Raw genomic sequence first — 12,820 nt, 5'->3', positions numbered from 1 at the left:
GTTGATCGCCCAAGGACGTATAGTATAAACAAATCGAAGAGGAGCAACTTACATTAGTAGTGATGAGGAGCTTGAACCAAGCAATGATTCATCGTGAAAGGGGCGGTTGCCGAAGCGGTGACGATGGTTCTGAATCACTGAGCTGGGGCGTGGTTAAATAAATCACGGACTGTCGCAAGACAATATCAGCTTGCGGTGCGCTATCGACTATCGGATAAATATGAGTGACGAATCCCGGTACGCGCATTGTGCACCGGGATTTTTTCTCTTTAAAAATGTGAGGAGAGTTGGGTGAAAGAGAATGAATGACCAAATTAAGGCTTCAGATTTGAACGCTGCCGGACATCTACAAATTGGTGGGGTTGACACCCTAGAATTAGCTCAGCAATTTGGAACGCCGTTGATCGTTTACGATGTGGCACAGATTCGCCAACAGATTCAGCGATTTCGTGATGTCTTTCAAGAAGAACAGGTTCAATATGAAGTCAGTTACGCTAGCAAGGCTTTTTCATCGGTTGCAATTTACCAGGTGATGAATCAAGAACACGCGCATATCGATGTGGTTTCGGGTGGTGAACTGGCCACGGCACAAAAAGCTGGCTTCCCGATGGCCCGAGTGAGCTTTCATGGTAATAATAAGTCATTAGCGGAATTAGAAATGGCTGTCGAAGCTGGTGTTGGCACGATTATCGTGGATAACTTTCACGAAATTGACTTGCTGAAGCAAGTGTTGAACGATCACCCAGCCAGTCACGTAGACGTGCAGATTCGAATTACACCGGGAATTGCGGCGCATACGAATTCATATATTGCGACTGGTCAGGTCGATAGTAAATTTGGTTTCGACCTTGATTCTGGACAAGCGGATGAAGCTCTTAAACAGTTGTTGGCAATTCCGGCAATTCACGTTACCGGGATTCACGCCCACATTGGTTCACAAATTTTTGATGTACAAGGCTTTGAAGGGGTGGCTAAAAAGCTCGTTCAGGTGGCTGCTGATTGGCAACGCCAATACGACTTTACTACCCACATCTTGAACGTCGGTGGTGGTTTTGGAATTAAATATTCTTCTGAAGACCACCCAATTCACCCTGAGGACTTTGTCCGGGCGATCGTCGACATGGTTAAAAAATCCATTCATGAGCAAAAGCTTGAGATGCCGGCAATCTGGATCGAACCTGGCCGTTCAATAGTTGGCCCGGCAGGTTATACGTTATATACTATAGGTTCAAGGAAGAATATTCCGGGATTACTGCCGTACGTGAGTGTCGACGGTGGGATGGGTGATAATATCCGTCCCGCATTGTATGATGCCAAGTACGAAACGGTCCTTGCTAAAGATCCGCAAGCGCCAATCGTGGAAAATGTACGGTTGGCTGGTAAATACTGTGAGTCTGGGGATATCCTCAGTGATCACCAACCCTTACCACGAACACAACCGGGCGATATTCTGGTGATGTTAGATACCGGGGCGTATGGTTATGCAATGGCTTCTAATTATAACCGGAACCCACGGCCAGCAGTTGTCTTTGCGGAAAATGGGCAGGCCCATTTGGTAATCAAACGGGAAAGTTATGCTGACTTGACGTACTTAGACTTAGATTATCAACAAGATTAACAGAAAGAGGTATGAAAATGGCACAATTAGACGCACAAAGCATTATTAACTACATTGGTAACGCTCCAAAGAAGACGCCAGTTAAGGTTTATTTACGGGGGGACAATTTAAGTAACTTGCAATTCCCTGAAGGCACTGACCCGTACGTCGAAGAAAAGACGGCGACTGTTTTTGGTGACTGGGAAGTCCTGAAGCCATTTTTAGATGCGCACAAGGCCGACTTTGACGGCATGCATGTGGAAAATGATGCCCGGAATTCAGCTGTGCCATTGCTCGATTTGAAGAACATTAATGCCCGGATCGAACCTGGTGCCACCATTCGTGACCAAGTGGTGATTGGTGACAATGCCGTTGTGATGATGGGTGCTACCATCAACATTGGGGCTGAAATTGGTGAAGGCACGATGATCGACATGGGAACGATCCTTGGTGGTCGGGCCATCGTTGGTAAGCATTGTCACATCGGTGCCGGGACAGTCTTGGCCGGGGTGATCGAACCCGCTTCTGCTGAACCAGTCCGGGTTGATGACAATGTTTTAATTGGCGCCAACGCCGTGGTTCTGGAAGGGGTCCACATTGGTGAAGGGGCTGTGGTCGCTGCTGGAGCTGTTGTGACCCACGACGTTGAACCACACACGGTGGTTGCCGGAGTCCCAGCCAAGTTCGTCAAGAAAGTTGATGAACAAACTGACAGCAAGACCGGTTTGGAAGACGATTTAAGAAAGCTTTAATTATGACAGTATTAAATGAAGAACAGTTAATTCAAATTCGCCGGCACCTTCACCAAATTCCAGAACTGGCATTACAGGAAACGGAAACCCACGCTTACTTAATGGACGTGATTGGCAAGATGAACCAGGATCACCTGGAAGTCAAGGAATTTCCAGAATTACCGACTGCGATCATGGTGCTCGTTCAGGGTTCCGCGCCAGTACGGACGATTGGTTACCGGACCGATATTGATGCTTTACCGGTAGAAGAACAAACGGGTTTGCCATATAAGTCCACCCATTCTGGAGTAATGCACGCTTGTGGTCACGATATTCACATGACCGTGGCCCTCGGGGTTTTGAGTTACTTTAGCGAATATCAACCAAAGGATAACCTTCTCTTCTTCTTCCAACCAGCCGAGGAAAGTGAGGCCGGTGGAAAGCGGGCTTATGAACTGGGTCTCTTCCAAGGACAATGGAAACCGGATGAGTTTTACGGTCTCCATGACAATCCCGAATTACCTGCCGGCGCGATTGGCTGCCGGATGGGGACCCTCTTTGCGGGAACGACCGAAGTCAACATCGATATCGAAGGCAAGGGGGGCCACGCGGCCTTTCCACAGGACGCCAATGATGCAGTCGTGGCGGCGGCAAGTCTGATCATGCAGGTGCAAACGATCATTTCCCGGAGTATTGACCCGATTGACAGTGGGGTCATTACCCTCGGAAAGATTGAAGCTGGCACGATCCGGAACGTGATTGCTGGTCATGCGCGGATTGAAGGTACCATCCGGGGCCTGACTCAGGATATGATTCTGTTGATTGACCAACGCCTGAAAGATATTTGCCACGGGATTGAGGCCAGCTTTGGTGTTAAAGTAACCTTAGGCCTTAATCAGGGTGGCTACTGGCCGGTTGAAAATAATCCGGCATTGACCAAACGCTTCATTAATTACATGGCAACGGCACCGGACGTCAACTTTATTGAAACCAAGCCGGCGATGACCGGGGAAGACTTTGGCTACTTATTAGCTAAGTTCCCGGGAACGATGTTCTGGTTAGGGGTCGAAGACGATTCACAACTGCACTCGGCGACGCTTACCCCAAACGAAGCTGCCATCCAGCGGGGTGTTGATGCAATTACCGGATTTTTGGAATTTCGAATGAATGCTGAGGAGGAACAAGCATGAAGTTAGCAGATGCGGACTTATTAACCGCGATTATCACACCATTTAATGATCAAAACGAAATTGATTATGCAGCTCTGGAAAAGCTGACGAACTATTTAATTAGTAAGGGCAGCAATGGCTTTGTGATTGGGGGAACCACTGGTGAAACTCCAGAACTCACCCATGATGAAAAGATCGAACTGTATACTAAATTCGGTCAAATTGTCGATGGCCGGGTTCCAGTGATCGCTGGGACCGGGAGCAATAACACCGTCGAAACAATTGCTTTTACCAACGAAGTCGCTAAAATTCCGGGTATTGATTATGCTTTGGTGGTTGTTCCACCGTACAATAAGCCAAACCAACGTGGGATGAAGGCCCACTTCACGACGGTTGCCAACAATGTCAACATTCCAATTGTGATGTACAACATTCCGGGCCGGACGGGTTCCAAGATGTTACAAGAAACGATTTGTGAATTGTCCCACCACGACAACATTGCGGCCGTTAAGCAATGTGCTTCTCTTGAAGAAATGGAATACATCATTGACCACAAGGATGATGATTTTGCGGTCTTCTCCGGTGAAGATGCCCAAGCGTTGACTGCTCGCGTGCTCGGCGCTAACGGGGTCATTTCCGTTGCTTCCCATAGCTATACCCCACAAATGCGGGCCATGTATGACGCCCTTTACGATGGTGATTACCAAACTGCTGCCAAGTTGCAACGCTGGTTGACACCAAAGATGGCAGCCCTCTTCATGTTCCCATCACCATCACCAGTCAAGGCGGTATTGAATGCACAGGGGTTCGCTGTCGGTGGCTGCCGGTTGCCAATTATGACCTTGAATGATGATGAAAAGGCCCAATTGGCAGTTGCTCTGGACTTGCCAAAAGACGCTTTGAACCATGACTTACCATTAGATTTGGGGGCTGAATAAAATGCAAAAAGTATTAGTTGCTGGAATTAGTGGCGCAATGGGGCAATACGCTACCAAGATGATTAATGACCTCGACGGTTTTACCGTTGCTGCCGGTTTAGGTTTAGGGATCCAAGATGGTGATCAAGCTAAGCTTAACGTCACTGATGATACGAAACTGTACAGTTCACTGGATCAGGTCGAACCAGGCGTGGCTGATATCTGGTTGGACTTTACCGCGCCTGCGGCAGTCTTTCCTGACGTCAAGTTCGCATTAAACAACGGTTTCCGGCCAGTTGTCGGCACCACTGGTTTGACGGATGATCAGGAAGCAGAGTTGAAACAATTAGCAAAGGATAAGGGCCTGGGGGGCCTCATCGCTCCCAACTTTGGGATGTCAGCGGTTTTGTTGATGAAATTTGCTAAGGAAGCGGCCGAATATTTCCCAGACGTGGAAATTATTGAAATGCACCACGAAGACAAGAAGGACGCGCCATCTGGGACAGCCCTGAGTACCGCTAAATTAATTGCGGAAAATCGAGAACCCCATCAAACTGCACCGGACACACTAGAAACCTTGGATAATGTCCGCGGTGGTGACTACCAGGGAATCAAGATTCACTCTGTTCGCCTGCCTGGATACGTGGCCCACGAACAAGTCCTCTTTGGGGGTAAGGGTGAAGCTTTGACAATCCGTCAAGATTCCTTTGACCGCAGCTCCTTTATGAGTGGGGTCAAAGTGGCTTTACAAAAGGTCGCCAGTCTCGACGAATTAGTAGTTGGTTTGGAAAACATTTTGTAGTGATATCGGGAAGGATGATGGATTATGCCAGAACTTGCAAAGGGAATGGAAAATTATGTAAACAAGGACGTCAAGGAAATTCGCCCGTCCGCAATTCGGGACTTTGATATGCAAATTTCGTCAATTCCGGATTTGGTAAAGTTAACTTTGGGGGAACCGGACTTTAACGTTCCAGAACACGTTAAGGAAGCGGCGATTCAAGGAATCAAGAACAATGACTCCCACTATGGTCCCGCTGCCGGTAAGCTAGAATTACGGAAGGCGGTTGCCAGCTATCTCAAGGATACCCGTGGCGTTAACTACAACCCGGAAGACGAAATTCTGATCACTAACGGGGGGACTGAAGCTTTGACGGCGATCACGTTCAGTTTGCTCAATCCTGGTGACAAGGTGTTGGTCCCAACGCCAGTCTTCTCCCTATACTTCCCAATCATCACTTTGACGGGTGCTGAATGTATTCAAGTCGATACTTCTGACGATGGCTTTGTCCTGACTCCAGAACGCCTCCAAAGCGAAATTGATAAGCATGGTGATATCAAGATGATCCTCTTGAACTACCCATGTAACCCAACTGGCCGGGCTTACTCTGAGGATTTACTTCGGAAGCTCGGTAAGATCCTTCATGATAATAATATTTTGATCGTGGCGGACGAAATGTACAGCGAATTGACTTACGACCAAGAACACTTCTCCTTGGCAACGATTTACCCTGAACAAACCCTGATTGTTTCTGGCTTATCCAAGTCCCACGCAATGACTGGTTGGCGGCTTGGTTACATTGCGGCACCGGCCCCATTGATCACTCAGATCTACAAGATGCACGGTTTCTTCGTTACCTGTGTCAATGACATCGCTCAAGACGCGGCAATTGAAGCCTTGAACAACGGTCGTAAGGATCCTGACGCCTTCCGCGAAGAATACAAGAAGCGTCGTGACTTCGTTGTTGACCGGATGCAAAAGATGGGCTTTAATATTGCAACGCCAGAAGGTGCCTTTTACGTCTTTGCTAAGATCCCAGCCCAATTCGGTGATGATGACTTTAACTTTGCCCTTGACTTGGCCAAGAAGGCGAAGGTTGGGGTGATCCCTGGTAGTGCCTTTGGTGCCGGTGGTGAAGGTTACATCCGGATTTCTTACGCTGCTTCTGATGAAAAGTTACAAAAGGCCATGGACCGGATCGAAAACTACCTCGATAACTTAGACTAATTCACCAAAGCACGGATTATCTCCGTGCTTTTTTTGGTATCATCCCCTACAATGGGAATAGTGAATTAATTTAGAGAAGGGGAAATCAAGATGGATGCACAACATCTTTCGGACCGGCTCGCGGCAGTGGCGGCCTTCGTACCCAAGGGCGCTCGTCTAGCGGACATTGGTTCGGATCACGCCTACCTGCCCGCAGCATTGTTGATCAATGGTCAAATTGACTTTGCGGTGGCTGGTGAGGTCGTCAAGGGACCTTACGAAAATGAAAAAAAGGAAATTGCGAAGCTGAATCTTCAGGATTCCTTAATCCCGCGGTTAGCAGACGGTTTAGCGGCGATTCATGATGAAGATGCGATTGATACAATTACGATTGCTGGCATGGGTGGGTCCTTGATTGCCAAAATTTTAGAAGCGGGTCAGGATCATTTACGCGGCGTGAAGCGCCTGGTTCTCCAACCCAATGTTGGTGAAAACCGGGTTCGGGAATGGTTGATGAACCACCAGTACCAAATTCAGGCGGAGCAAATGTTGGCCGAGGATGGCCACATTTACGAAATCATTGTTGCCGAACCGACCACTTGTCCAGTCCGGTACAGTGAAAAAGAATTATTGTTTGGGCCATTTTTACTTGAAAAGCCATCAGCGACCTTTCAGGAAAAGTGGCAAGGAGAACTGCAACGGTGTCAGTATGCCGTTCAGCAAATGCAAAAGGCCACGAATACGCCAGCAGAACGCTTGGCGGCTATGCAACACAAGATCGCGCTGATTCAGGAGGTTTTAGAAAATGACTACGGGAACGGACATCATTAATCGTTTTGAAAAATTTTGTGACCCCGATTTGGCGGAGTCGTGGGATCACGTTGGCTTGCAAATTGGTGATCCAGACCGTCCAGTGAAGCGGTTGATGACGACGCTCGACGTTCGTCCAGAGACAGTGGATGAAGCGATCGAAAAGGACGTTGATTTCATCTTTGCCCACCATCCGGTAATGTTTAAGCCGGCCAGGGACCTTGATCTGCGGAATCCGCAAAATGCGATGTATGCCAAAATTTTGGCACATGGCATCACGGTCTATGCGGCGCATACTAATTTGGATACAGTTAATGGGGGAATGAACGATTGGTTAGCTAACCAATTGCAATTATCCAATACGGTTCCCTTGGTCGACCATGACTTGGATCCGAAAACTGGGATTCCTCGGGGAATGGGCCGGATTGGTCAATTGCCTCGGGCAATGACGGTGGACAAGTTTGCCCAGTATTGTTTACAAGTCTTCCAGATTCCTGGTGAACGCCTAATTGTTGATCCAGCTCATCACAAGACAATTCGGCGGGTCGCCGTCCTCGGCGGTTCCGGTGGGAGCTTTTATCAGGCAGCAGTGGATAAGAAGGCGGATGCGTACGTCACGGGTGACGTGAGCTATCACACGGCCCATGATATGAAGGCCGCCGGGCTGGCCGTCGTCGACGCCGGTCACCATATCGAAAGTGTTGCCATTCATGGACTGAGCCAATTACTGAACCAATGGAAACAACAACATGACTGGTCGGTTGAAATTTTGGAAACGGCAGTTAATACTGAACCATTCCAGTTTGTTACAAAGAAATAAATAAAAAATCGTGTGAAAGAGTACCGGATTGACTACTAGCACCTTTTTTATCAGTAATTTCTAATCTAAGAAGAGAAAACATATGAATATGTTAAGGTCTCTAGGACCGATGTTGCATACACCACAAGCAAAGAAGACTAAGGGTTATAAATACCAACTTTAGGAATTAAGACCAATGCCAGAAAGGATTTTCTATGGTGATTGGAAATGCTTGACGATTGGTACGAAAGGAATGGTCAATGATGAAGACATGGGGGAGATATCGATAAAAATCAAACCGCAGTCTCAAAAGAGGAATTGTCACTTGTTGATACACTGTCTTTTCTTGAAACTCAACGGATAAAGCAGGGGATTAGTCAAACGGACTTCGCAAAAAGAATTGGAATGACTCAGCCACAGTTAGCAAAAATTGAAAATTTGGATTCAACCCCGACTTTAGCTACTTTAAATAAATATGCTGCAGGTCTTGGACTACAGATTAGACTATCAATTTCTCCACTGAAAACAGTAGTTTAAGTTTCATCAGGAAAAATTTCGTCCAAGGCAAACTTATGGTATGATGTGTTATAACTAGCGAATATCATTGCAATCCAACAGATGAGGTGTAAAAATGGCAAGTTTAAAATATGAACATTTGTTACTACGGTTTTTAAAGTACGTGAAGGTGGAAACTCGTTCCAACCCAAACAGCAAGACGGTTCCTTCTGATCCGAAGGAAGTGGCCTTTTTAAAGGACTTGGAAAAGGAACTCAAGGAAATCGGTTTGTCCAACGTTCGTTATAACAAAGCTAAGACCTACTTGTTAGCAACGTTGCCAAGCAATGTTGACTATGATGTCCCAGCCATGGGGTTGATCGCACACGTTGATACTGCCGACTTCAATGCAGAAAACGTTAATCCACAAATCGTTGAAGACTACGATGGCAAGTCCGACATTAAATTAGACGACGCTGGTGATTACGTTCTGAGTCAAAAGGAATTTCCGTCATTAAAGAAGTACAGGGGTGATACCTTAGTCACGACCGATGGTTCGACCTTGCTCGGTGCTGACGACAAGTCTGGGGTGGCTGAAGTCATTACTTTCTGCGAATACTTGATTAACCACCCAGAAATCAAACACGGGACGATTCAAATTGGACTGGGAACCGACGAAGAAATCGGCATTGGTGCGGATCACTTTGAACCAGACGAATTTGGTGCCGACTTTGCCTACACCATTGACGGTGGCCCACTGGGTGAATTGGAATACGAAACTTTCAATGCTGCTCATGCCGTCATCGAAATTAGCGGGAAGAACGTCCACACTGGGACTGCGAAGGGCACAATGATCAATGCCCTCCAATTAGGGATTGACCTGCACAACAGTCTGCCAGACCATGATCGGGCTGAACGGACGGAAGGTCGTGAAGGCTTCTTCCACTTGTACAAGTTCAGTGGGGAAGTTGATAGTGCCCACATGGAATACTTAATTCGGGATCACGACAAGGACTTATTCCAAGCGCGGAAGCATGCGCTTCAAGCTGCGGCTGATGACATTAATGCCCAACTTGGTGAAGACCGGATCAAGGTGGACATCAATGACCAATACTATAACTTGGGTGACGCTTTGAAGGATCACATGGAAGTTGTTGACCTGGCTAAACGGGCCATGGAAGACTTGGATATCAAACCCGACATTTACCCAGTCCGTGGTGGAACTGATGGGTCAACCATTTCATACAAGGGCTTACCAACACCAAACTTGTTCGCTGGTGGTGAAAATATGCACAGCCGGTTCGAATACGTTTCTGCACAAACAATGGACCGCGTTATCGACGTCTTGCTTGAAATGAATAAGCTCAACGTTGAAGATCACAAGTAATGAATGAAAAAGCGAGAACCCCTTTCATGAGGTGGGTCTCGCTTTTTGGGTTGGCAACCAGAAAGAAGATGCATCTATGACACAAAATAAATTAGTGGTCATTTCCTTAGATTCAATGGGCTTTCGCGATTTAAATGAGTTACGGGAGCTAGTCCCTCATTTCGACCAGCTAATCAACCGGGGGACGTGGGTCAAAAAGGTGCGGGGGATTTTTCCCACGCTAACTTACCCGTCCCACACCTCGATCATTACCGGTCAATATCCTGCGGTACATGGGATCGTTAATAACACGAAACTCCAACCCCGCCGGTTATCGCCAGACTGGTATTGGTATCGTAAGGATGTTAGAGCAATGCCGCTTTATGATGTTGCCCAGCAAGCCGGGATGACCACGGCGGCCTTTTTATGGCCAGTGACAGCGGGAAGCAAGATTGATTACAACCTGGCGGAAATTTTTCCTAACCGGATATGGACCAACCAGGTCTTAGTATCACTCAAAGCAAGTTCGCCACTGTTCCTGTACGAAATGAATAAAAAATACGGTAAATTACGGCATGGGATTAAGCAACCGTGGCTGGATGACTTTGTGACGGCTTGTGCGGTCGATACGCTGAAAAATAAACGGCCTGACTTAACTTTAATTCACTTAGTTGACATGGATAGTATGCGCCACCGCAATGGAGTGCGGTCTGAAGAGGCCAAAGCGGCCCTGCATCGTCTTGATGAACGGGTCGCCCAAATTATTCAGACGACCAAGGACGCGGGAACCTATGAGCACACTAATTTTGTGGTGTTGGGGGACCACTATCAAATCAATGTTGACCAGATGATTCACTTAAATATGGCCTTTGAACAACATGGCTGGTTGCAAAGCTTGCCAGGTAAGACCACTTACCGCAATAATTGGCAGGTCACGGCGAAGACCTGTGATGGGGAAACCTACGTTTATACGCGTGGAAATGTCGATCCTGCGGAAGTGAAGCAAGTAATTGCCGGAGTTGAAGGAATTCAGCGCATTTATGACGGTGCCGAAGCGATTAAGTTAGGGGCCGATCCACGGTGCACTTTCCTGGTGGAAGCGCAGCCGGGTTACTATTTTACCGATGAGGTGAATCGACCAGCGATTGTGGAACCCGTTGATCCGCAATCCATCGGGGAACACGACCGGTACCGTGGGGTCCATGGCTATGGACCGACACAGGCTAATTACTACACGACGGCAATTTTTGCTGGCCCGCAAATTAAAATCAACGCCACGGTTGAAACGGCTCACCTGGTCGACGAAGGACCAACCTTTGCTAAAATATTAGGTCTCCATTATCCAGAGCCGACTGCGGGACAAGTGATTGAAGACGTGTTTAGGTAGGTGACAGTGTGAAATTTACGAAACAACAGTGGCAGTGGATCTTCTACGACTGGGCCAATTCTGGTTACGGGATCATCGTGGTCACGGCGGTGCTGCCAGTTTACTTTAAGGCGGTGGCCAGTGGGGCGGGAGTCAGTGCCGCCAATTCGACTGCTTATTGGGGCTATGCGAACGGCTTTGGAACCCTGATTATCTCGCTGCTGGCACCATTACTAGGCGCCATGGCGGACTACCCACATGCGAAGCGCCGGTGGCTTAATCTCTTTACTTGGTTAGGGATCTTGCTAACGTTGGGATTAGCGCTCGTGCCTAGTAAGGCGTGGCAGTGGTTACTAATTGTTTACATTGGTACTGCGATTGGATACTCTGGCGGAAATTTGTTTTACGATGGCTTTCTCACGGATGTGGCCACTAATCAAGAGATGGACCGGGTGTCTTCGACTGGTTATGGCATGGGTTACCTCGGTGGCGTTTTAGCGTTTATTATTTTTCTAGTGGTCCAGTTAAGCAATGGCTTTGGTGGCCGGCTATCCAGTTACGGAGTTGCCAAGTTTAGCTTTTGGCTGGCGGCCATTTGGTGGGTACTGTTTGCTTGGCCGCTCTTGCGTCATGGCCATCAACGGTATAGTGTTCCCGCCGTGCAAAATTCGTTGCTGGATAGTTTACGGCGCCTGAAACAGACGGTGCTCCACCTTAGAAAGTACCGTCAATTAACGTGGTTTTTAATTGCCTATTTCTTTTATATTGATGGGGTTGATACCATTTTTACCATGGCGACTGCAATTGGTAAGGATCTTGGTGTGCAGACGACAACGCTGATGATCGTATTACTGGTGGTGCAATTAATTGCTTTCCCATGTTCCATTTTGTATGGGTGGTTAGCGGACCGCTATTCGCCACGGAAGATTCTGATTGTGGGCATTTGTATTTACCTCTTTATTGCCGTGTATGCGTTACGCTTACAGACGTTACGGGATTTTTGGATCCTCGCGATTTTGGTAGGCACGAGCCAGGGTGGGGTGCAGGCGCTGAGTCGATCTTACTTTGGCCGGTTGGTGCCTAAAAACGCCAGCAGTGAATTTTTTGGCTTTTATAATATTCTTGGTAAGTTTTCTGCCATTCTTGGCCCCGTCCTGGTTGGTGTCGTTACCCAATGGACTGGTAAATCTACGATTGGCGCGGCCTCATTGAGTATCCTCTTTATTGTTGGCCTAGTGATTTTTGCGCGGCTTCCTAAAATTAAGTAAACAAAAAAGCGGATAGTTCGTTCAACTATGAATGAGCTATCCGCTTTGTAAATCAGGTTCAATTATTTTTGAGCGTTATTCGGGTTGGCTTTGGTGGTGATTGCGTAGACGCAGTTAACGGCGATTACAGCAAAAACGGCGCCGATGATGGCGGCGTGACCAAAGTTCACAGTGGAGGTTTCCAGTTGGCCACCAATGTAGCCCAAGATCATGCCCAAAATGGCACCCCAAACGATTGCCATGATACTGCCAACTAATTTTTTCATCTTTGATTCACCCCTTTGTCACACTGTCATTTTAGCATACTTGCGCTGA

At 47.5% G+C, this 12,820-nt stretch carries 12 protein-coding genes, 1 pseudogene and 1 riboswitch; of the genes and pseudogenes, 12 read left to right on the top strand and 1 reads right to left on the bottom strand.

Features of this window, described 5'->3' with window-relative positions:
• Positions 1-28: 28 nt before the first annotated feature.
• A riboswitch (Lysine riboswitch) is annotated at positions 29-212 on the top strand.
• An 89-nt stretch (positions 213-301) separates the two neighbouring features.
• From lysA to NFR43_RS04250, 12 genes and pseudogenes are all read left to right on the top strand, one after another.
• A complete protein-coding gene (lysA, locus tag NFR43_RS04305) occupies positions 302-1,618 on the top strand; it encodes a diaminopimelate decarboxylase (RefSeq protein ID WP_251546785.1) in 1,317 nt (438 codons plus the stop codon).
• Positions 1,619-1,635: 17 nt separating this feature from the next.
• Positions 1,636-2,349, top strand: coding sequence for a 2,3,4,5-tetrahydropyridine-2,6-dicarboxylate N-acetyltransferase (gene dapD / locus NFR43_RS04300; protein WP_251546783.1), 714 nt, complete (start codon positions 1,636-1,638; stop codon positions 2,347-2,349).
• A gap of 2 nt (positions 2,350-2,351) precedes the next feature.
• Positions 2,352-3,518: an N-acetyldiaminopimelate deacetylase gene (locus NFR43_RS04295; RefSeq protein WP_251546781.1), complete on the top strand. Its 1,167-nt coding sequence runs from the start codon at positions 2,352-2,354 to the stop codon at positions 3,516-3,518.
• Complete coding sequence (dapA, locus tag NFR43_RS04290; protein WP_251546779.1) at positions 3,515-4,435, top strand: 4-hydroxy-tetrahydrodipicolinate synthase; 921 nt, start codon at positions 3,515-3,517, stop codon at positions 4,433-4,435. The genes NFR43_RS04295 and dapA overlap by 4 nt, the downstream gene beginning before the upstream one ends.
• Before the next feature lies 1 nt (position 4,436).
• On the top strand, positions 4,437-5,216 hold the full coding sequence (gene dapB / locus NFR43_RS04285) for a 4-hydroxy-tetrahydrodipicolinate reductase (protein ID WP_251546777.1): 780 nt from the start codon (positions 4,437-4,439) through the stop codon (positions 5,214-5,216).
• 24 nt (positions 5,217-5,240) lie between these two features.
• Entirely contained in the window at positions 5,241-6,422 is a 1,182-nt protein-coding gene (locus NFR43_RS04280) for an aminotransferase class I/II-fold pyridoxal phosphate-dependent enzyme (RefSeq protein WP_251546775.1), read from the top strand.
• A 90-nt stretch (positions 6,423-6,512) separates the two neighbouring features.
• Positions 6,513-7,232 (top strand): tRNA (adenine(22)-N(1))-methyltransferase, encoded by a 720-nt coding sequence (locus NFR43_RS04275; RefSeq protein WP_251546774.1) that lies wholly within the window; start codon positions 6,513-6,515, stop codon positions 7,230-7,232.
• Complete coding sequence (locus tag NFR43_RS04270; protein WP_251546773.1) at positions 7,207-8,031, top strand: Nif3-like dinuclear metal center hexameric protein; 825 nt, start codon at positions 7,207-7,209, stop codon at positions 8,029-8,031. Before NFR43_RS04275 ends, NFR43_RS04270 begins: the two co-directional genes overlap by 26 nt.
• A 242-nt stretch (positions 8,032-8,273) precedes the next feature.
• A pseudogene (locus NFR43_RS04265) lies at positions 8,274-8,547 on the top strand (helix-turn-helix domain-containing protein).
• 94 nt (positions 8,548-8,641) lie between these two features.
• Positions 8,642-9,892: a peptidase T gene (pepT, locus tag NFR43_RS04260; RefSeq protein WP_251546769.1), complete on the top strand. Its 1,251-nt coding sequence runs from the start codon at positions 8,642-8,644 to the stop codon at positions 9,890-9,892.
• 76 nt (positions 9,893-9,968) lie between these two features.
• Positions 9,969-11,258: an alkaline phosphatase family protein gene (locus NFR43_RS04255; protein ID WP_251546767.1), complete on the top strand. Its 1,290-nt coding sequence runs from the start codon at positions 9,969-9,971 to the stop codon at positions 11,256-11,258.
• Positions 11,259-11,266: 8 nt separating this feature from the next.
• Positions 11,267-12,505 (top strand): MFS transporter, encoded by a 1,239-nt coding sequence (locus tag NFR43_RS04250; protein ID WP_251546765.1) that lies wholly within the window; start codon positions 11,267-11,269, stop codon positions 12,503-12,505.
• Positions 12,506-12,567: 62 nt separating this feature from the next.
• Here NFR43_RS04250 and NFR43_RS04245 read toward each other — a convergent pair whose 3' ends face one another.
• Complete coding sequence (locus tag NFR43_RS04245; RefSeq protein ID WP_251546763.1) at positions 12,568-12,771, bottom strand: DUF2929 family protein; 204 nt, start codon at positions 12,769-12,771, stop codon at positions 12,568-12,570.
• Between the last annotated feature and the right edge of the window lie 49 nt (positions 12,772-12,820).

The sequence above is a fragment of the Limosilactobacillus caecicola genome, assembly GCF_943192935.1.
Classification (GTDB): domain Bacteria; phylum Bacillota; class Bacilli; order Lactobacillales; family Lactobacillaceae; genus Limosilactobacillus; species Limosilactobacillus caecicola.
This window is presented reverse-complemented; position numbering and strand designations above follow the sequence as displayed.